Annotated in this window: 16 protein-coding genes and 1 pseudogene; 6 read left to right on the top strand and 11 right to left on the bottom strand. The window is 41.8% G+C overall.

Features of this window, described 5'->3' with window-relative positions:
• Positions 1–242: 242 nt before the first annotated feature.
• Together PSYC_RS02115 and PSYC_RS02110 are read right to left on the bottom strand one after the other, a co-directional pair.
• Positions 243–875 carry a LemA family protein gene (locus tag PSYC_RS02115; RefSeq protein ID WP_011279711.1) on the bottom strand — a complete coding sequence of 211 codons (633 nt, stop codon included), beginning with the start codon at positions 873–875 and terminating at the stop codon, positions 243–245.
• A gap of 1,126 nt (positions 876–2,001) precedes the next feature.
• Entirely contained in the window at positions 2,002–2,883 is an 882-nt protein-coding gene (locus PSYC_RS02110) for an IS982 family transposase (RefSeq protein WP_011279666.1), read from the bottom strand.
• 87 nt (positions 2,884–2,970) lie between these two features.
• On the opposite strand from PSYC_RS02110, the pseudogene PSYC_RS02105 reads away from it, so the two are divergent.
• Positions 2,971–4,383: pseudogene (locus PSYC_RS02105) on the top strand (alanine/glycine:cation symporter family protein); the annotation flags it as partial.
• 395 nt (positions 4,384–4,778) lie between these two features.
• On the opposite strand, the gene PSYC_RS02100 reads toward PSYC_RS02105, so the two are convergent.
• The 3 genes from PSYC_RS02100 to PSYC_RS11885 form a co-directional block, all read right to left on the bottom strand.
• Entirely contained in the window at positions 4,779–5,381 is a 603-nt protein-coding gene (locus PSYC_RS02100) for a fasciclin domain-containing protein (RefSeq protein ID WP_011279710.1), read from the bottom strand.
• A 311-nt stretch (positions 5,382–5,692) separates the two neighbouring features.
• Complete coding sequence (locus PSYC_RS02095; protein ID WP_011279709.1) at positions 5,693–6,277, bottom strand: fasciclin domain-containing protein; 585 nt, start codon at positions 6,275–6,277, stop codon at positions 5,693–5,695.
• A 383-nt stretch (positions 6,278–6,660) separates the two neighbouring features.
• Entirely contained in the window at positions 6,661–6,792 is a 132-nt protein-coding gene (locus tag PSYC_RS11885) for a hypothetical protein (protein ID WP_264622160.1), read from the bottom strand.
• 223 nt (positions 6,793–7,015) lie between these two features.
• On the opposite strand from PSYC_RS11885, the gene metH reads away from it, so the two are divergent.
• On the top strand, positions 7,016–10,831 hold the full coding sequence (metH, locus tag PSYC_RS02090) for a methionine synthase (protein WP_011279708.1): 3,816 nt from the start codon (positions 7,016–7,018) through the stop codon (positions 10,829–10,831).
• A gap of 138 nt (positions 10,832–10,969) precedes the next feature.
• Here the strand turns inward: metH and PSYC_RS02085 are convergent, their stop codons facing one another.
• On the bottom strand, positions 10,970–12,304 hold the full coding sequence (locus PSYC_RS02085; RefSeq protein ID WP_011279707.1) for an MvaI/BcnI family restriction endonuclease: 1,335 nt from the start codon (positions 12,302–12,304) through the stop codon (positions 10,970–10,972).
• Between the two features lie 272 nt (positions 12,305–12,576).
• Here PSYC_RS02085 and PSYC_RS02080 point away from each other — a divergent pair, with 272 nt between their 5' ends.
• Positions 12,577–14,139, top strand: a complete 1,563-nt coding sequence (locus PSYC_RS02080) for a DNA cytosine methyltransferase (protein ID WP_011279706.1) — start codon at positions 12,577–12,579, stop codon at positions 14,137–14,139.
• Between the two features lie 72 nt (positions 14,140–14,211).
• Here PSYC_RS02080 and PSYC_RS11310 read toward each other — a convergent pair whose 3' ends face one another.
• Genes PSYC_RS11310 through PSYC_RS11760 form a run of 4 tightly spaced genes read right to left on the bottom strand, consistent with a single transcriptional unit; the run spans position 14,212 to position 15,624 of the window.
• Positions 14,212–14,361, bottom strand: a complete 150-nt coding sequence (locus PSYC_RS11310) for a DUF2256 domain-containing protein (RefSeq protein WP_011279705.1) — start codon at positions 14,359–14,361, stop codon at positions 14,212–14,214.
• 45 nt (positions 14,362–14,406) lie between these two features.
• Positions 14,407–14,577 carry a DUF2256 domain-containing protein gene (locus PSYC_RS11305; protein WP_011279704.1) on the bottom strand — a complete coding sequence of 57 codons (171 nt, stop codon included), beginning with the start codon at positions 14,575–14,577 and terminating at the stop codon, positions 14,407–14,409.
• Between the two features lie 29 nt (positions 14,578–14,606).
• The gene (locus PSYC_RS02075) at positions 14,607–15,305 is read right to left on the bottom strand and encodes a hypothetical protein (RefSeq protein WP_227500346.1); all 699 of its coding nucleotides are present in this window, start codon (positions 15,303–15,305) and stop codon (positions 14,607–14,609) included.
• Positions 15,277–15,624: a hypothetical protein gene (locus PSYC_RS11760; RefSeq protein WP_011279703.1), complete on the bottom strand. Its 348-nt coding sequence runs from the start codon at positions 15,622–15,624 to the stop codon at positions 15,277–15,279. The genes PSYC_RS02075 and PSYC_RS11760 overlap by 29 nt, the downstream gene beginning before the upstream one ends.
• A gap of 427 nt (positions 15,625–16,051) precedes the next feature.
• Here PSYC_RS11760 and map point away from each other — a divergent pair, with 427 nt between their 5' ends.
• Both map and glnD read left to right on the top strand, forming a co-directional pair.
• Positions 16,052–16,843, top strand: coding sequence for a type I methionyl aminopeptidase (map, locus tag PSYC_RS02070; protein WP_406621534.1), 792 nt, complete (start codon positions 16,052–16,054; stop codon positions 16,841–16,843).
• Positions 16,844–17,018: 175 nt separating this feature from the next.
• On the top strand, positions 17,019–19,766 hold the full coding sequence (gene glnD, locus PSYC_RS02065; RefSeq protein ID WP_011279701.1) for a [protein-PII] uridylyltransferase: 2,748 nt from the start codon (positions 17,019–17,021) through the stop codon (positions 19,764–19,766).
• Between the two features lie 10 nt (positions 19,767–19,776).
• Here glnD and PSYC_RS02060 read toward each other — a convergent pair whose 3' ends face one another.
• Positions 19,777–20,445 (bottom strand): hypothetical protein, encoded by a 669-nt coding sequence (locus PSYC_RS02060; protein ID WP_011279700.1) that lies wholly within the window; start codon positions 20,443–20,445, stop codon positions 19,777–19,779.
• A 313-nt stretch (positions 20,446–20,758) separates the two neighbouring features.
• Here PSYC_RS02060 and dapC point away from each other — a divergent pair, with 313 nt between their 5' ends.
• Positions 20,759–21,985: a succinyldiaminopimelate transaminase gene (gene dapC, locus PSYC_RS02055; RefSeq protein WP_011279699.1), complete on the top strand. Its 1,227-nt coding sequence runs from the start codon at positions 20,759–20,761 to the stop codon at positions 21,983–21,985.
• Positions 21,986–22,167: the final 182 nt, after the last annotated feature.

Genomic DNA, 22,167 nt, shown 5'->3' with positions numbered 1-22,167 from the left:
TACTAAATTAATAAGTAGAGCGGCACCCAATAAGTATTTAATCAATCGGTACTTAGTGCTTGCTGCTCTACCTGTTTTTAATGGCTTAACGATATAAATAGGCTTTAAGAGGTATTCATTCTTAATATTAGAAGCAATCTATTCATACCAGTAAGAAACGCTAGGACGGCTACACAATTCGTTCAATAGATGAAACGTTTTATCATTAAATAAACGAAGGAGTCATCATTATCGATTTGCTGCTATTGAGCCGCCTTTGACCCGCCATTATCAAAATCCACGCTTGGTGCAGTAGAAATCTCTTTTTCATTAGCAACGCTAAAGTTTGGCTTAGCACTCATCCCAAATACCTTAGCAGTGATATTGGTTGGGAATTGACGTACGGTCGTATTGTAGCCCTGTACTTCTTGGATATAGCGATTACGAGCCACTGCGATACGGTTTTCAGTACCTTCTAATTGCGCTTGCAAGTCTTGGAATAGCGCATCCGATTTTAATTCAGGATAACGCTCAGACACTGCCATCAAACGTGATAGTGCGCCAGTCATCTGTTCTTGCGCGGCAGCATAACGCTCCATCGCTTTAGGGTCGTTTAACACTTCTGGCGTTACGGTGATACCGCCAGCGCGTGAACGAGCTTCAGCCACTTGCGTAAAGACTTCTTGCTCTTGCTTGGCATACTGCTGTACTACTTTTACCAAGTTTGGTACCAAATCCGAGCGACGTTGGTATTGGTTGACCACTTCTGACCATGAAGCCGTCACTTGCTCATCTTGAGCCTGAAGATTATTATAACCACAACCTGTCAAGCCAACAGTAGACGTGGCTAATACAGCTGATAGCAAGATGGGTTTTACAATGGATTTACGCGTCATTGTGGATTCTCCTAATAATGATAAATATCAAACAACTGATAACAAGTTTTTAAAGTGATTTTTAACTGCTTTTTTTGATACTGCTTTCAATACTATGACTATATATAAGCTTCTATTTTATAACCTACAATATGTTGTGCTAATAATGGCGCTATAACGCTTTTTTTACAATTCATCGTTACCAAAACACAACCGCAAGCAACGACTTGTAGCACAAGCTCTCGCTCTGTTTTGACTGTGTATCTATATAACGTCACTTATTATTAAAAAATCATCCAGTCTAAGATAAATCGACCTTATGCCATACTCTACGGTACTTCATGCCATAATAAAGCCTGCTATAACATATATATAGATGCCGCTAAGAAGAAATTTCTAGTAATTGAGTAAAAAATATGGCAAATTGCAGTTACGTAGCTGTACGGTTTGCATACATTTGGTAGTGGACTTGTTTTCTTTATAGTACTAGCGATTCGTTTATTTATCCTTTAAAAGGATTCATAGATAGATAAATCATCGCTTTATGATGCTATTACGCAATTGTACTCAGCCGATACCGCTCATAGTAAGTCGAATACCGTCGTAATGATGGGTATTTAAAATGATAACCGGCTGTTTTATCCACTGGTCTACTTATAACAGCGTTTATGTTTACGGCAGGATGACAGATTACCAAAGTAAAGAGACAGTAAAAGAATGGCAGCCATCGCCAATCGATTGATATTTACCTATTTACTAAATAAGCGGTATCAAGAGACGAGCAGATACCGCCAAACTTTGATAATAAACCAAGCGGATAAACACAGACAACTACAGTCCATTCTTGATGACTATGTACATATGAAGCTTAAGCAATCGTTTTAAGTATATGCAGATAATTTGAGTGGTTGACTTTAATAAAGGTATTAAAGTCAACCACTCTATGCACCATCATATATAGTCATTTTGAGACAGTTGAAGGAATAGGTATATGGAAGGTTTAGTCAATTTAGTAAACGGAATTATTTGGAGCCCCGCATTAATCTACTTATGCTTGGGCGCAGGTCTATTTTATTCCATCATGACGCGCTTTGTACAAGTACGTTTATTCGGTGAAATGATCAAATTACTATTTACTACCCCACTCTCAACTTGAAATAAGCAATTCAAACTGAAGTGGCGGGTTACCAAGTTTTTTGTTGAGTACAAAGCATAGATTATGTGACAGAATTTTACGAATCAATCGATGAGACAAATGCCATAAATCTCTTGCTCGTACCCTTTGTATATTAAATCGTTCTGATAGCTGACCAATGACTGTTTCAACGATACGGCGGGCTTTCATTAGCCGTTTTACCACAGGTTTGGGTCTATCCTCTTTCATGTTAGCTCTGAGTGGCGTTTGTAAATCCACTCCTTGAGCGTCGTAGTACTGAGTGAGACTAGGGCTGATATACCCTTTATCAGCGCCGAGCAAACCATAGATATTGTCAGTAATATCAGGCGCAACCGCTCTTTCATCAACATTGGCAGGAGCAAAGGTAAAGCCTTTAATCATGCCCGATAAGTTAACAAGCAAATGTCCTTCAAAGCCATAGTACCTCTCTTGCTTAGCCGCACAGTAGCTAAAAGCCGCTAAGTCTTGATAGTTTTTATGCCGATAAGCGCGTCCATAATGACAGACGGGTATCGGAAAACCATCCATAAAATGGATGTTGTCACGGCCCTCAAGTTGACTGACGTTATCTTGTATCCGCTGTTTGACTTGCCACAGATTCGCGCAATGCTTTGCGAAGTTAGGATATGAGCCTATGGCTGGAAACCAGGCTTGCCAGTGCTGGGTAAAATATTGCCAAATCTGTTTGTCTTGATCAAGGTTTAAAAATTCACCGACCAGTTCCATGCAAATGATCTCAGGATCACTCAGCTTTGGCGCGTAACCTGCACCTCGCAAGGGTTCAGTAACGACTATTTTGTAATATTGCTCTACCATTAAATAGATATTGATGATAAATTCGTCTATGGGCATCTCATGACTCCGTTGTATTCTTGGTCGAAAACAATAGATTAGTGAGATGCTCTTCTTTTTTCAATCACTTTCGAAGTTGAGAGTGGGGTATTTACTGGTAAATCCAGTGACCAAGGTATTTCATCGTTTCAGGCACTTGCCGTCTCGCTTGCTGGTCGTGTGGGTATGGGTAACATCGCTGGGGTAGCAGCCGCTATCGGCTTCGGTGGTCCTGGTGCCGTATTTTGGATGTGGGTTGTTGCTTTCCTAGGCGCATCTACTGCTTATGTTGAGTCTACACTGGCTCAGATTTATAAAGAAAAAGATGTAATTACTGGCGAATATCGCGGTGGCCCCGCTTACTATTTTGAGCGCGCACTTGGCCAAAAATGGTACGGCATCCTCTTTGCAATCTCATCTATCCTCGCTTGTGGTATGTTCTTACCAGGCGTACAGGCAAACGGCGTTATCAATGCTTTCGCGCAGGTAATGGGCGAAGGCTCTGTTATGAGTATTGGTGCCTTAGAAGTCGGCTCTATGCGTTTATTAGCATTAGCTATTATTCTTGTGGTATTAGGTATCATCATCTTCGGTGGTATCAAGCGTATCGCAACGTTTACCGAGTTTGCGGTTCCTTTCATGGCAATCGGTTATATTGCCTTAGCTTTAATTATCATGTTCAGCAACTTCAGTTTAATCCCAGATGTATTTGGTTTGATCATTAGTGATGCCTTTACGGCGCAAGCCGGTTTTGGCGCGGCAATTGGTTGGGGTGTAAAACGCGGTATTTACTCTAACGAAGCTGGTCAAGGTACAGGTCCTCACGCTGCTGCAGCTGCTGAAGTTGAGCATCCATCACAGCAAGGTTTGGTACAAGCGTTCTCAGTTTACGTTGATACATTACTAGTTTGTTCTGCTACTGCGTTTATGATTTTATCTACTGGTATGTACAATATTCAGGGTACTTTGCCAGACGGTCAGTTCATTCTTCAAAATGTAGCCGCTACTACTGAAATCAATTCGCCTGCCTTCACCCAAATGGCAATGGAATCAGTATACGGTACTACTGGTAATGTCTTTATTGCAGTCGCTGTATTTTTCTTTGCCTTTACCACTATCTTGGCTTACTACTATATCGCTGAAGTGAACGTTGCTTACTTGACGCGCTTTATCGGTCGCGGTGCCAACAAAACTGGTCTATTCTTAGTTAAAATCCTAATCATGGTGATGGTTGCTTATGGTGGTCTTAACTCAGCCGGTTATATCTGGGCAATTGGTGATATTGGTGTTGGTCTTATGGCTTGGCTCAATATCGTTGGTATTCTTGTTATCTTCTTTGTGGCACGTCCAACGCTTACCATGCTTAAAGATTACGAAGCACAGCGTAAAGCTGGCGTAACGCGCTATACATTTGATCCTGCAAAATTCGGTATCAAAAACGCACCTTATTGGGAAGAGCGTCATCTAAAAGAGCAACAAAGAATAGCGGCACAAGATCCTTTAAATAAAGAGCATCGTTAATCCTCTTTAAAGTATTTGCCTACTAGCCAGTTATTAAAAAAAGCCCGAGACCGTCGTCTCGGGCTTTTTCGTTTGCTTGCCCTTGCCTCTTTTCTACTAAATAAGCGAGACTTACTATAGTTGAAATAGTTTAAAGTCGCTACAGTATTGCTGGTGTAAATTTTTTGCAGCCTCTGTCTGCGTAGGCACAGCAAGCAAGAAAAATTTGCACCAGTAGTACGTGTTGTATCGATATTACTTTTCACCGACTATAGATTCTTTGCAAAGTGCATCGACTACAATGTCTAAGTATTAATTATCAAGCAGCAAAAAGCCTAGCTCGATGGCTAGGCTTTAGGTGTTTTTATATCATCTACTGTCTACAATAGAGACTGAACTGCATCAGTCACCAGAACTTATTTAGGCAGTAAAACAGTATCAATGACATGTACCACACCATTAGTTGCCATCATATCAGTGCCAACGATATTGGCGGTATTACCATTTGAATCCGTAATAACATTGGCATCACTAATCGTGATGGTTTGACCATTGGCAGTTTCAATCGCAGTACCGTAAGGAATATCCGCGGCTTTTACGACCATAGGTACGACATGGTATGGAAGCACACTTTTTAGCGTCGCTTGATCAGCGAGTAGCTCTTCTTTGGTAATATTCAGCTTGGTCAATAAGCCAGCAAAGGCATCATCAGTAGGTGCAAATACCGTGTATTTGTCTTCAGCCATCAGCATTGAGTCAAGTCCAGCTGCCTGTAATGCAGCAGTCAAGATGGTTAAGTCTTCATTGCCAGCTGCCATTTCACCAATAGTCTGCGTAGCTGCTGCTTCAGGGGCAACATCCGCTTCAACCATTGGTTCAGCAGCGACTTCTGGCTGAACGACCACATCAGTGGTTGCTTCTGGCTCAACTGGCTCGGTAACCACTTCTTTATCGTTACAAGCTGCTAATGACATTGCTGCCGCCACAACGGCGATAGATAGTAAATTCTTTTTTAACATAAGACATTCCTTTGATATGAATAACAATTTAATAAGTAATAATTTATGGATAAACCGTTTTTTTTAAAATACACAATACTGTTTTAGAATATGATACTTTTTAAAGGGACGTTATCTGAAATCATCTACCATATTAACTGATTGATTTTTAATTGATATATTCTTAGGTAGTAGCACTGTATCGATCACGTATATAACACAGGCGTTTCGTTATCTGAATCTATAACGAATCTAAGAGCTGCTTAGGACAGCTCTTAAACAATTGACTTCATACTGATATAATTGCAAGTTTATAGAGCCTTACCATAAAACTATCTAGGCATAAGAACCCTATCAATCACATGTATCACGCCATTACTGGCAGTAATGTCGGTTTTTAAGAGATTTGCCGTACGTCCACTTTCATCCATCAATTTGCCTTGGGCAGTCACCATAAGCGTGTCTGTGCTTAGCATGGTTACATTGCCTGGTCTGACATCCTTGGCATAAATAGGTGCTGCGGCATTGATCACGTGATAGCTTAAGATTTTGGTCAATAGTGGTTTATTGGCAAAAAGCTGTGCTTTACTCATACCCGTTTCTTGTAGCGCTTGCATAAATGCGGCATTGGTTGGCGCAAGAATCGTATAGTTAGCATTAGGATTAGAGAGCACACCCGCTAAATCAGCGGCGACGACGGCTTCTACGAGTACAGAGAAATCAGGATTGCTTTGAGCGATTTGTACTACATTCATTTTTGCCATTGATTGGCTATGCATCGATGGACTATGCATCGATTGGCTATGCATTGGCGCTTTCATAGAAGCGCTTTTGGCTGGCATCATATTATTACAAGCACTTAGACCTGCAAGTGAAACAGCTAAAGTACCGATAGCAGCGATTTTGATTATTTTCATAACATTATCCTTAATGAGTGACTATCTATAATCTATTGGTTTTTTAATACGCTCTGACAGATGAGATTGGCTTTCCTTAGCAGCAACGCTTAACGATCTAATCGCTGATTTAATAGTGCCTATTTACCTATGAAAAATAACTTGTAGGCAAACCTGCAAATAAAATCACCAACCCTTACTAATAAGTACTGCTTATAAAACATCAATCCTTCTGAAATTAAATTAACATATAGTTAAGCGGTGTAAACTGCTATTTGCGCTACTTTTTGTAGTACGCATGTAACCTTTATCTACGTTATAAAGGGGCGATTTTGCATTTATAATCATAAGTAAAGCTTTATGTAATCATCAAGCTAAATGATATTCATTTGTGCTCGCAAGCTTTATGCAATAGACTTTGATAAGGTGATGATAATGATAAAATCTTCGTCATAGATTTCCCATATTTGCGATGGAATCTGCATCCCAAGAATGGCAAAATTGATATCATCCGCGCAGTATTTGTTGAATGACATTAATCATATACGTATAGATTGATTTCAGCGTTACAGCTGCTCAAGTAGAATAAGGACAATCTCTCAAAATTGAAGCTTTTCATGCTAAAATCAGCTTGATTTGTCTGTTACTTTTGAACATGGGTTTAATGGCATTTATTGTTTTTAAATCCTTACCTATTAAGAATTATAACTATTTACTCTCTTTTCCTTTTATAACATTGACTCTATAAGCAGCGCTCCTATGACTCCAACAGCCCGTTCTCAAACTGATATTTCTCCAACCAAAATAATAGATGATAGCAATCCAAATGCCAATCCGAATGATTTTATATTGACGCCGCCCACTGTCTTTCCTTATAAAGATCAGCAGCTAACTGCGCGCACACGCATCACAGAACAAATGGCAGCACGGATTTTGATGCTAGATGGTGCAATGGGCACGCATATTCAGAATTATAAGTTAGAAGAAGCGGACTATCGCGGCGAGCGCTTTGCTAATATCAGTCAAGATGTGCGCGGCAATAACGATTTATTGGTGCTGACGCAGCCACATATGATTAAAGAGATTCATCTAGCACATTTGGAATCTGGCGCTGATATTATCGAGACCAATAGTTTTAACGGTACGCGGCTATCGATGGCAGACTATGATATGCAGTACCTCGTGCCCGAGCTGAATAAAACGGCTGCCAAGATTGCCCGCGAAGCCGCTGACGAATACACTGCGAAGAATCCAGATAAGCCGCGTTTCGTCGCTGGTGTGATTGGACCCACATCACGTACTTGTTCGCTATCGCCTGACGTTAATGATCCGGCATTTCGTAACATTACCTTTGATGAATTGGTGCTGAACTATCGCGAAGCAACCTTGGCACTAATGGAAGGCGGCGTTGATATCATCCTGATCGAGACTATTTTTGATACGCTCAATGCCAAAGCGGCGATTTTTGCCGTAACAGGCGTCTTTGATGATATTGGCTTTGAACTGCCAATTATGATTTCAGGGACGATTACCGATGCGTCAGGTCGGACATTATCAGGGCAAACGGCTGAAGCCTTTTATAACTCGATTCGTCATGCCAAACCGCTATCGGTGGGCTTTAACTGTGCGCTGGGTGCGGATGCGCTACGTCCACATATCCAAACGCTATCAAATATTGCCAATACTTATGTCTCTGCGCATCCAAATGCCGGTCTGCCCAATGAGTTTGGTGAATATGATGAAACTGCTGATGAAACTGCAGCGCTGTTAGAAGGCTTTGCCAAAGCAGGTATCTTAAATATCGTCGGTGGCTGTTGTGGTACGACGCCTGAGCATATTCGCCAAATCGCTAATATGGTGGCAAAGTACCCACCGCGTGTTATCCCTGAGATTGCACCTGCCTGCCGCCTGTCAGGTCTTGAGCCTTTTACTATCAATTCTGATAGTTTGTTCGTCAACGTTGGTGAGCGTACCAACGTCACCGGTTCAAAAAAATTCTTGCGCTTAATCAAAACCGAGGCCTATACCGAAGCGCTCGACGTTGCCCGTGACCAAGTCGAAGGCGGTGCGCAAATCGTCGATATTAATATGGATGAGGGCATGCTTGACTCCAAGCAGGCGATGATTCACTTCGTCAACTTGGTCTCCGGTGAGCCGGACATCAGCCGTGTGCCGTTGATGCTGGATTCATCAAAATGGGACATTATCGAAGAAGGTCTTAAGCGTACTCAAGGTAAATGTATCGTCAACTCTATCTCGTTAAAAGAAGGTCACGCTGAGTTCGTCGAGCGCGCCAAGCTCTGTATGCGCTATGGTGCAGCCATTATCGTCATGGCATTTGATGAAGATGGTCAGGCGGATACCTTTGAGCGCAAAACTCAAATTTGTAAACGCAGCTACGATGTATTGGTCGATGAAGTGGGCTTCCCCTCTGAAGATATTATCTTTGACCCCAATATTTTTGCGGTCGCAACCGGTATTACCGAGCACAACAATTACGGCGCAGACTTTATCAACGCCACCAAATGGATTACGGATAACCTACCTAATGCGATGGTATCGGGCGGCGTATCTAACGTATCGTTTAGTTTCCGTGGTAACCCAATTCGTGAAGCCATCAACTCTGTATTCCTTTACCATGCGATTCAAAATGGCTTAACGATGGGTATCGTTAACCCTGCCATGCTTGAGTTATATGACGATATTCCTAAAGAAGCTCGTGATGCCATTGAAGATGTAATGCTCAACCGCAACCAAGGCGAGACGGGACAAGATGCCACCGAACGGCTAATGACCATCGCTGAAAATTATCAGGATGGCGGTAAGAAAAAAGAAAGCACCGTCGATATGACATGGCGTGAAGGCACGGTCGAAGAACGGATTGCTCATGCGTTGGTAAAAGGTATCACCACCTTTATCGAAGCGGATACCAAAGAAGCGTGGGAGAAATATCCCCGTCCGCTTGAGGTCATCGAAGGTCCGCTCATGGACGGTATGAATATCGTTGGCGATTTATTTGGTGCCGGTAAGATGTTCTTACCGCAGGTAGTAAAATCTGCTCGCGTCATGAAGCAGTCGGTCGCTTGGCTAAATCCGTATATCGAAGCTGAAAAAGTTGAGGGTGAAAAGAAAGGTAAAATCCTCATGGCAACGGTCAAAGGTGACGTCCATGATATCGGTAAAAATATCGTCGGCGTGGTACTCGGCTGTAATGGCTATGATATTGTGGATTTAGGCGTCATGGTACCGTGTGAAAAAATCCTCGATACCGCCATTGCTGAAGAAGTCGATATCATCGGACTCTCAGGTCTTATTACGCCAAGCCTTGATGAGATGGTCTATGTCGCCAAACAAATGCAAGAGCGCGGCATGACCTTACCCTTGATGATTGGCGGGGCAACGACCTCTAAGGCGCATACGGCGGTCAAAATCGAACCACAGTATCAAAACGATGCCGTCATTTATGTATCAGATGCTTCGCGCTCAGTCGGCGTAGTCACTAAGCTACTATCAAAAGAGCACCGTCAAGGCTTAATCGATGAAACCCGCGAAGAATATATCAAGGTGCGCGAGCGCCTTGCTAAGCGTCAACCAAAAGCGGCTAAAATATCTTATGCTGAATCCATCGAGATTGGCTTTCAGTATGATTGGGACAACTATGTGCCACCGACGCCCAATAAATTAGGGCAAGTGATATTTGACGACTATCCCATCACTAACTTACTGCCTTATATCGATTGGACGCCCTTCTTTATTTCATGGGGTCTAGCGGGTAAATATCCGAAAATCTTGCAAGATGATGTGGTTGGTGAGGCAGCACGTGATTTGTTTGGCAATGCAGAAGACATGCTGCAAAAGATGATTGATGAGAAATTAATCGTCGCTAAAGGCGTATTTAAACTCATGCCAGCCTGTCGTACGGGCGCGGATACCGTCACCGTCTATGACAAAGCACCGACTGAGGGCGGCACAGCAGAATATCAATTTGAGCATCTGCGCCAACAAAGCGACAAAGCCAGCGGTAAGCCAAACTTTAGCTTGGCAGATTTTATCTCACCATCGGACATGCATACTGATTATCTGGGTGGCTTTACCGTTTCGATAGTCGGTACAGAGGCGCTGGCTGAGAAGTATAAAGCGGCTGGTGACGACTATAATGCCATTATGGTACAAGCATTATCTGACCGCTTAGCCGAAGCCTTTGCCGAGCATCTGCATGAGCTGATTCGTAAAGAATATTGGGGTTATCAGCCGACTGAGTCGCTCACCAATGAGGATATGATTAAAGAAAAATACGTCGGTATCCGCCCTGCTCCCGGTTATCCGGCCTGCCCTGAGCATACCGAAAAAGGTAAATTGTTCGAATGGCTTGGTACGGGCGATGCGATTGGTACGATATTAACCGAAAGCTATGCGATGTGGCCTGCGTCATCAGTCAGCGGATTTTATTACTCGCATCCTGACAGTGTCTACTTTAATGTCGGTAAAATCAGCACCGATCAGTTAGAGAGCTATGCTGAGCGTAAAGGTTGGGATATGAAGACTGCTGAGAAGTGGTTGAATCCGAATTTGTAGGTTAATTTTGACTAAGACTTTCTAGAAATTACTTGAGGCGGGATTGGTTATATAACTGATCCCGCTTTTGCTTCTATCTGCTAGTCTAGGCGAGCGGCAGCATCGCGTTCTTGCAATTATATATCGTAGTGAACTTACTCAATCTTTAACTAGAGAGTAAAATACAGGCTCTGGAAAAAGCATTTCTAGGTCTTGAGGTTTAATTTTGAAAAATGGACCCTTCTCACTCGTACGACCTGTTTCGTTCTTTCTTTTAATTAAATGATCCAAAGTTATTACCCCTTGTTTTATTAGAGGTAACAACTGATGTTCCATAGGATTTTTGGTGTGAGTAAAACCATTTAAAGAATAAAACTCTAATCCATTGATAATATTAACGTTTGCACTAATCCAAAATGTCTCATGATGTTTTTCTAGTAATCGCTCTCTTAGCTTTTGACCTTCCCATACAACAATTAATCCATCAATTTCGTGTTCTTCGTACACTTTATCGTTCTCTAAGTCTACTACAAGGCGTAATCCTTGGTTATTGAAATTCGAAACATTGACTGTACAATATAGTCTTTGGTCGCCATTGTCTTTGTCTGGATAACCATATGAATCTACAATCTCCCTTGAGCTTTTAAGAACGCTTTTATCCCATGCGGGAACTTGTGCAAATAGGTTACTACGAGTTTTAGATTTAGTGATTCTTCCTGACTTCAACTCTATACCTTTGTAATCAGGTTTTTTTGAAGAATTTGCAGTCAGTCCAAGTGCATGCTCGATAGTCATGCCTATTGCTGTATCTCCCTTCATAATAGATTTTAAAGGTTGTTTAGCAATCTCAATTAATTTATCTCGAAGCTCTATAGCTGTTTCATCTAATGATTGTTTCAGCTCAAAAAGCAGGTCTTTGTAATCTGATATATCTACTGAATTAAGATTTAGCACATAAAGTAAATCGTCTACGATAAAAAATGTTAACTCATCATCAGCTCGGACATGAGAGCTTAGACCATACACCCAAATACGAGGGTCACCTTTTTTAGTAACTGGTCTATACAAGCTAACTTTTTTATTAAGTATCTTCTCGGACGTAATTAACTGACAAGGCTTAAGAACTTTATAGCTTTCACCTTGTTTTTGATCCTCATAGTTATGGAAACCCTCTTCAACCAAGAAGTGTCTTAGACTACCTACAGCATCCATAATTGATTTTTTGATGCCGGTAGCAGTTATTATTAGTACTGAAAAATCAATACCATACTCTGCTAATAACTCTTTATTTTGCTGATTTAAAGTTTTTTCTTGAGCCTCTGAAGTAGTTATGGTTACTTTACCGTCTGTAGCATTTTTAGTTAAACTCTGCCAACTCTCATACCCATATTTTTCGGCTACTAAATTAAGTGCCTGATTTAGCGCTACGTTTTTTTCTTTTTTTAAATCACTAGCATCTTGCTTTAAACGTTTAATTGTACGGGTCGTCGTCATAGGCTGCTCCATTGAAAATAATAAGCACAGCTCACTATAAAAGTGACAGCTAGTACTTGGGTTCAATGAGACAACCTGAAGGGGTTTTTACTATTAGTCAGCTTATGGACTGCCTAAAGATAGCGCTCTCTAACGCTCATTTTTTCTTAATTTATTGATATTTAGCTGATTAGTCAAATCAAACCATAGTTAATCTAGCTCCTGGACTTTAAAGTATTTTTCATATACTATACTCACTTAGAGTTAGTATTAATTAACTGATTGGTATCTTGATGAAATATATAGAATTATTCGCTGGCTGTGGCGGTCTATCTTTAGGCTTACAAGCAGTCGGCTTTGAAAATATTATGGTAAATGAGCTATCGCCTATGGCTGGAGAGACTTATGCCTACAACTTTTACAACGAAGACTTATCTCAACCTGATTTTCTAGAGAAAAAAGACCCTCATACTGTTTGGCTTTCTAGTAAATACTCCTTAGATAATATGTCATTAAGATTACGTGAAGATCCTAGAGAGTATCCAGATCTTAAAAGCACATACTCTTTTTCAGATGTGAATAACTTAGATTCGATTCGCCATAAATTGATAATTGGTAGCATAAAAGAGCTAAACCAAGTACTTAAATCAAGTCCATCAATGCTAAAAAGCATTAATGATGCCGATGTTGTCTCAGGAGGTCCGCCATGCCAAAGTTTTAGCATGGCAGGGCTACGCGAGTTAAGTAATGATAGAAATACATTACCGTGGGAGTTTATGCAATTTGTCAAACTTACTCACCCCAAAATTGCAGTACTTGAAAATGTTTCAGGTATTTTGAGAGCCTTTAGAAGCGAAGGAAAGCCTTACTATGCTTGGTTTGAGATAGCAAAAGGCTTTGCTGCTCTAGGCTATGTTCCTATATGTCTACATGTAAATGCAAGGTTTGCAGGTATTGCTCAAAACCGTAACCGTTTTATCTTGATAGCTATAAGATTTGATACTCTCAGTCAACAACTGCATTCGTTCAATGACATAGAGTTATCTCTAATCAAACCTTATTTTAGCTTCTATCAGAATATTGAAAGCTCTAAGACTGTTAAATTTGATGATATTAAAGTCATAGATTTAACTAAAGGCACTGATACTAATTTAGTAAATACGTTTCTAGCACCCTTTTTCGAATATAAAGAAAATAATTTTACTGTTAAGGATGTGATTGATGATCTAAAAGCTTTAGACAACCTGTATGGTAAGAAAAGTAAATATTTAGAATTTATCGAATCGTCTTTAAAAACATTGCCAATAATTAGTAAAGATTATCTGCAAAACCATGACCTTAGAGCAAATAGCCTACCCGTAAAAAGGAGGTTTAGAATTTACCAAGTTTTAAATAAGCTAGAGTCTTCTGAGAGGAAAGAAGTATTTGATTTTTTGAAAGGTAGAAGTGAAATACTATCTGAAAAAGCAGTAAATAAGCTATTAGAGTTCGATTTTCTTTTATTAGATGGTTCATTTGGAAAGCTGTCTAATGAGAAAGAAATAACAATGTTCTTTAGACAACATTTGACTAAAAAACATTCTCAAAAAGCGCTTATACCAGAGATGCCAGCGCCCTCAGCCTTATCAATACCTGATGACGTATGCCACTATGATGAAAGCGAGCTACGAACCTTAACTGTTAGGGAGATGGCTAGAATACAGTCCTTCCCTGATAGCTTTGTTTTTAAGTCTAAAGTTACTACTGGTGGGAAAATGCGTAAATTTGAAGTTCCTCAATATACCCAAGTTGGAAATGCTGTACCGCCAATCTTAGGTGTGGCAATAGGTAAAGTAATTAAGAATATTTTAAACTAATATTGCTATTGCCACCTCTATCTTCCTCCTCTGGTAACATTGGGTTAGAAAACGTGGCGGTTTTCTATTTTCTTAATTATCACCTTTGCCCTTCCCTCGCCGACACTTCTCCGAACAATAAATCACCTGCTCCCAATCCTTTTCCCACTTCTTACGCCAACTAAACGGACGCTGACAGACGGGGCATATTTTTTGCGGTAGATTTACCTTTTTATGTGCCATCGTCTGCTCCCTTGCTTCCATATATCTATAATTAATTATTACTGCCTATTTATCTTCTTTTTGATGATCCAACCCTTCATACTTCTTCACGCGGCGGCATTGGTCGGAGCAATAGACCATGCTGTCCCAGTTTTTATCCAGCTTTTTAGTCCAGCTAAACTCTCGAAAGCAGACCGGACATTCTTTTTTGCGGACATTTTTCTTTTTATGCGCCATGATATTTACCTTTAAATTAAAAAAATCGCTTAACGACCCCAAATTGGTGAGCGTACTACCCCGCCCGTTTTACTACTAATGGCATAACTGGTATTCCCTGCTAAAGAATGGATAACCAAGCTGCCGCCATTTTGACTGCTTTGACCGCTTACTGGCCCACCCAAATTTGACTGACGCGTCGGATAAATGGCGTATTGTCCAGAAGGTGATAGACGCGCTGGCTCATCAAGCCCCGTTTCTGCCAGATTAATGACGTGTCCTGTGCTAAGCGTCATTACTGCTGCCTTGCGACCATTGAGATATGCCAAACGCTGACCATCTAAGCTAAGCTGAGGACTGGCGGCATAACCTGCAGTCGATATAAGCGCGGCGTTAGCAGTAGCGAAGTTATAACGATAAATGCTTGGGCGCCCAGCGCGGACTTTATCACCGGTATAGACAAAGCTCTGCCCATCGCTGGCGTAGCTTGGCTGCACTTCAGTGCTAGGCAAAGTGGTGAGCTGTTTGGTATCGCCATCGCTTAAACGCATCTCATAGATATCAGCATTGCCGCCAACGGTTGAGCTATAAAGCAGCTTTTTGCCATCGGGTGAAAATGACGGCGATAAATTGCTACCTTCAGCGTTGACGACCAAATTATGGCTGTTACGTTTACGATCGTAAATATAAATCTTTGGATGCTGGCGCGCGGCTTGTTTACTATACATCCGCTGACCACGCCGGCGCATAAATATAGCCGTTCAGCTGATCGATCAGTTGACGCTCGCTACCATCGGGGCGGATGCGATATAGCGTCGAGACCTTGGCTGTGCCCACTCCTTGCTCCTCTACATAAGCAATATAGCCTTGTCGATCTATTGCTAGCATGCCAATAGTGAGCGGATTATTCATAGTCATTACACTAGGTACTTTGGACAAGGTATTTGGCATTGTCTGGCAGCCTGTTAACACCGCAAGCATTGAAAGCGTTAAAAGCAGGATAATAGGAACAGCACTGTTTAGCCTACGAATATCAACAGTCGGTTTTAACACAGCCGTTTTTAACATAAGATAAAGTCCTATAGAGCCATTCGATATAAGCCATTTAAAACGTGCAATTTAATATGAGCAATGGCTAGTAGAAGAGTGCTAAATAAAATATAAATAATCAGGAACCGTGATGTCGCTAGTGTAACGTACATTGCCCTCTTATTTTAGACAAAAAAACACCCCACTTGAGCAGAGGTAGTTTGCATAGCCATCAAAAGCACACCGGTAGCAATGGCTACCTAATGACGGTACTTATATATTCTGTAACATTCAACTTTTTTGACATTAGCACTCCTATCCTAGTGACTATATAGTCATATTAGCGTATATAAAGTCATTTAATATCAATATGATTGAAATATTCAATAACTTGCATTCAAGCAGCAACTTGTGCGTTTATGCTATAATTGACCACCTAAATTCTATAACTATAAGTACGACCATGATGACTAAAAAATCCCTTATCCAATCTCCTGAAGCCATAGAAAAAATGCGCGTGGCTGGTAAACTTGCCAGCGATGTCCTTGTGATGCTTGATGAGCACGTCAGAGTGGGTATCAGCACTGAAGCACTGAACCAAATCGCCCATGACTATATCGTTAATGTACAACAAGCCATCCCTGCGCCGCTCAACTACAACGGCTTTCCAAAATCTATCTGTACCTCGATTAACCATGTGGTCTGTCACGGTATCCCAACCGAAAACAAACTGCTGAAAGATGGCGACATCATCAATATTGATGTGACCGTGATTAAAGATGGCTATTATGGTGACACCTCAAAAATGTGGATCGTTGGCAATGGCTCCATCATGGCGCAGCGTATCTGTAAAGTGGCACAAGACGCGCTATATGCTGGCATGAGCGTGGTCAAGAATGGCGCGCGTTTGGGCGACGTCGGTGCCGCTATTCAAGCAGTGGTTGAGCCCGAACGTTTTAGTATCGTCCGTGAATTCTGTGGTCACGGTATCAGTAATGAGTTCCATCATGAGCCGCAAGTCATGCACTATGGCAAAAAAGGTACAGGCTTTGAGCTAAAAACTGGCATGACCTTTACCATCGAGCCGATGATTAACGAAGGCAAATGGCAGACTAAGATTTTACCGGATGAATGGACTGCCATTACCAAAGACCGCAAGCTGTCTGCCCAGTGGGAACATACGATGGTCGTGACGGATAATGGCTGTGAAGTATTTACCACGCGCCCCGAAGAAGATTTGAGTTTTTTGACTCAATAACATCATCATTCAAGATCGCTTAGGCGGTCTTTTTTTCGTCTATTATTAATGGTTTTCCCCCACTATTCTTGATGGTTTTTTATCTTTATACTTTCTCTATATTATCGATCGCTTTTTATTTTTAACGATCCTTATTTATTGAACCGGATTTCAAACTTTTAACTGGATAAATCTCATGTTTAATTGTGCTGTCACCGCTATTGATTTGACACCGATGCCTTTGTTGTCAACAGACAATATGACAACCGCGCCTCTATCTCTGTCAACAGATACGAGCTTGATAGAAAAATCGCTATTTGGTATTCCTGAATGGTTGCTTCAAATCAATGACGATATCAGCCGTGCACTCGAACGTGGTGTCAATATTCGGCAATTGGTTAGCGCTCGTGCTTGCGTGATTGATGATTTATTGATTGGTTTGTTTAAATGGTTTGAGCTTGATAAGACGGATTTGGCACTGTTTGCAACCGGTGGCTATGGTCGCGGTGAGTTGTCGCTGCATTCAGATATCGATATTTTGCTGCTGATGCCACATGAGATTGACGCTGATACCAGTAGCAAGATTGATAACTTAGTGGCACTCTTATGGGACATTGGACTTGAGCCAGCGTTATCAGTACGCAGCGTCAGTGAATGCTTGGAGGCGGCGCTTGATCATACCATTGCCAGTGCGTTATTAGAGGCTCGCCTATTAATAGGCAACGAGACCTTGCAAGATGTTCCGCACCAAATAGTGAACAATCAATGGTCCCCGCGCGCGTTTTATGACGTAAAAATCGATGAGGCAAAAGCACGTTATTTACAGCACAATGCCACGGAATATAATCTTGAGCCTAATATAAAAACTGCTCCCGGTGGTCTGCGTGACATTCATATCGTCGGCTGGGTGACCAAACGCTATTTTCGGGTTAGTAAGCTCTATGATCTGGTGCAACAGAACTTTTTGACTGAAAAAGAATTCGATGAGTTAAGTTTTTCAGAAGGCTATCTATGGCAAATACGGCACTATCTGCACGAGTTGACAGGACGTAATGAAAACAAGCTGTTATTCGATTATCAGCGCGAGATTGCCCAGCTAATGGGCTATGATACCCAGCCAGATGATCAACCAAATGCTGCGGTAGAGCGCTTTATGCGCGATTATTATCGCTGTGCCATGCAAATATCGACATTGTCTGAAATGCTGACCAATCACTATTATGAAACCATCATAGAGCCGCAACTGCCTGACGAGGAACGCCCAAAAAAGCAGCCCATTAACGCCCGCTTCAATCAAGTCGGCGAGCAAATTGCAATGGCGCATCACAGAGTATTTGCTCAGCACCCTGAATCGATTTTAGAGATGTTTTTACTCATGGGTCAGTACGGCATTAAAAACGTTCGTACTCATACCTTACGCGCCCTAAAGATTGCAGCACGCGGTATTGATCAGGCTTATCGAGATAACCCCACGCATCAAACATTATTTTTAGCCAATTTAAAAGAGCAAAATTATCTCTTTCATCGCCTGCGTACCATGAATCGCTACGGGGTTCTGGGCAACTATATCCCCGCCTTTGCTCAAGTAACAGGTCTGATGCAGTATGACTTGTTCCATCGTTATACTGTCGATGCCCATACCTTATTTTTGATTCGTATTTTGCACCGTTTTATTGATCCGCATTTTTATGAAGATTTTCCGCTGGTCAGCTCTATCTTTCAGCGCATTGAGCGCAAAGAGATTTTGGTCTTGGCGGCGATGTTTCATGACATTGCCAAAGGTCGTGGCGGCAACCATAGTCAACTTGGCGAAATCGAGTCGATTGAGTTTTGTCTGGCTCATGGTATGAGTAATGCAGACGCCAATCTGGTTGGCTGGTTGACTCGTTATCATCTACTGATGTCAATGACGGCGCAGAAAAAGGACATCTCGGACCCAGAGGTTGTGACGCTATTTGCAGATTTAGTGGGTAACGTCACTCATCTAAATCATCTGTATGTGTTAACCGTCGCTGATATGAACGCCACTAATCCACAGCTTTGGAACAGCTGGCGTGCGACCCTTATGAAGCAGCTATACTCGCAAACACGCCGTATTTTGCGGGCGGATATTGATGCCCCAACCAATCGTCAAGATATGATCAGTGCCACGCGCAAACAGGCACTGATGATGCTAGATAACGTCGACAATCAGCATATGAATCGCGATGAGGTACTGAGCTTGTGGGATGACTTGGGCGATGAGTATTTTTTGCGTGAAATTGCAGAAGATATCTTATGGCATACCGAGGCGATTTTGAATCATCCACCCATAGGTCGAGCATCAAATGCCGACAGTCCGCCATTAGTTGTCTTACGTGAGCATCGAGAGCTGGCACTGGATGCGGTGCAGGTTTTTGTTTATACCCAAGATCAAGTCAATTTGTTTGCCGTTACTATGGCAGTATTTGATCAGATGAATCTCGATGTATTAGATGCCCGTATTATCACAGCGACCCGTGATTTTGCACTGGATTCTTACGTACTATTGGACCGTAGTGGCACCTTACTGGTCGATAGTGATAGCCAACAAGAGCTTAAGCAGCGACTGATTGATGCCTTTAAAAACCCTACCGCGCCCAAACTGACGCACAAACGGATTCCACGCCAGCTCAAACATTTTGATGTGGAAACGACGATCAATTTTGAGTTTAATGATGCCTCAAGTCAGCATATTATGAGCTTAGAGACCCTTGATCAGCCAGGTTTGCTTGCGCGTGTTGGACAAGTATTTTTGCAACAGCAGATTGAAGTACACGCCGCGCGTATTACGACACTTGGCGAGCGTGCAGAAGATATGTTTTATATCAGCGACCAAAACGATCAGGCATTGAGCGCTAATAAACTTAAGACGTTAAAAACAGCATTAATAGAAAGTCTGAGTGTCCATAACGACTCTATTTAACGCGCTTTTTTTATATCAAGCTTTTGTATATGATGCCACGAGCATATTCTTTCAGGGCATCATCAGCAAGCTCTAGAGGCAGTAGAGCTGCTTCTATCTTTTGATCGCCATACATCAAGCGCCCCGCATCGACTTCCTTTTGTAGGAGGCGCTGCAAGCTTACCAAACGAAATTCTGCATTATAATATCGATAGATCTGCTTCAAGGTAATAGGCGCTTTGGCATGAACGTCGCGATACAAGCTATCGGAAGCCAAAATCGTCATCTCATTGAGCATCTCTTCACGCGACAAATCGGCTTGGTTAATCTTATATTCCAACTGCCTAGCAAATCTATCTTTAAAACCCAGCATCACAACAAAAATCAAGGTTTGTACGACAAATAAAGCGATGTATTGCCACAGAGGGAACGATATGTCTAGTAGCTTGCTGAGCAGCATCAGCACCATGGCAACGACTATATAGCTGACCAATTGCCACAGCAGCCACATCATAAAACTGTTATCACCAAACCAAAACATTTGACGTTCTCGTAACAGTGTCAACTGCTGGTGTGATTTCCACCAAGCCTGTTCACGCTGCTTTAATTGTTTATAAACGTCAAGTTCTTTATGATCATCAAAGTATTTTTCATTGATATCCTTAGCATCGAGACCGTTAGTTTTTAACATACTAGACATATCAAATTTTTCCTAAAATACGCTTTTATAAAAACCAGCATTTATCTTTACTTAGTGATACATACACCATATTATTATTTATAATAAAGCGTCACGATACAGCCACATGACTACCTATTTACACAGTTATCTATAGTTATATAGTTATATAGTTAAAATAGCGGTGGGTCAATACGCTCTAGTCAAGTCATTATAAAGCGCTTTGGGGAAATATAAGAAGAAAAAGACAACAAATAAGAGAAGTGCTACACTGCTTGAATGTAATTTTTCTTTATAACTTTATTATTAACTGTCTATTATAGTTAGCCTACCTATGAATCACAACTTGACGACCCTACACCCTTATCCATTCGCTAAGATGGCCACTTTGCTTGCTGATAGTACCCCAGCCCATAGCTATGATGAAATTAAACTGGGTATTGGTGAGCCAAAACATGCGCCGCCAGCATTTGTTCTGGACGTACTACGCGAAAACTTGGACAAAATAAGTCATTATCCCACTACAAATGGGCTATTTGAGCTGCGTCAAACCATTGCCCATTGGCTTGAGAAGCGTTTTTTCCTAAATCACGTCAATCCTAATACGCAAGTATTGCCAGTAATGGGCACGCGTGAGGCGATATTTAGTATCGTACAGGCAGTGATTAATCATCAGACAGAGACTATTAGTCAGACGGCAACGCTCAACCAATCGCCCGTTGTTGTCATGCCCAATCCGTTTTATCAGATATATGAAGGGGCAGCGATATTAGCACAAGCAACGCCTTATTTTATCCCTTGCACTGCAGACAACGGCTTTAAAGGAGATTTTCGCAGCGTTCCAAAAGACGTATGGATGCGTACACAGCTATTATTTGTCTGTAGCCCAAATAATCCAACAGGCTCGGTGATGACGATGGATGACTGGGAGCAACTCTTGCGCCTGTCAGACCAATACGGCTTTATCATCGCCAGCGACGAGTGTTATAGCGAGCTGTACTTTGATAAAGCGCCAATAGGACTATTACAAGCCTGCGCTGCCCTTGGTCGCCATGATTTCAAAAACTGTCTGGTGTTCCATTCTTTATCGAAACGCTCAAACCTGCCCGGTTTGCGTTCAGGCTTTGTGGCAGGTGACGCCACTATTTTGGACTCTTATCTGCAGTACCGCACCTATCAAGGCTGCGCGATGCCAATACCTCATCAGCTGGCGTCTATCGCCGCTTGGGAAGATGAAAAACATGTGGCGCACAATCGAGCGCTGTATCAAGAAAAATTCGCTTTATGGATGTCGGAGCTTGGTGCGTTATTAGATTTACGTATGCCTGAAGCAGGGTTTTACTTCTGGATAAAAGCGCCTGAGCAGTTCGATGGTGATGATGAGCTTTTCGTCAAAGCGCTCTATGAGCACGCCAATATCCATGCACTAGCAGGGCGTTACTTGTCACGCGAGGTCAATGGCAAAAATCCGGGGCAAGGCTATGTACGTATTGCTTTGGTGGCAAGCGTCGAGGAAAGTCGTGAGGCAATCAGGCGCATTCGTCAATTACTCGGTGCTTAAAATCGTTATTTAAAAACTCGTTAAGCTTAAGAAATTACCAATAACCACAATAAAATTATGGTTATTGGTGGCTTTCTGTTAGATGATGCTATAGTAAGTCTTATAGTTGAAATACTTTAAAGTCGCTACAGTACTACTGGTGTAAATTTTTTGCAGCCTCTGTCTGCGTAGGCACAGCAAGC

It is taken from the genome of Psychrobacter arcticus 273-4, assembly GCF_000012305.1.
GTDB lineage: Bacteria > Pseudomonadota > Gammaproteobacteria > Pseudomonadales > Moraxellaceae > Psychrobacter > Psychrobacter arcticus.
Note: the sequence above shows the minus strand (reverse complement) of the source record. Positions and strands in the feature narration are given on the sequence as shown.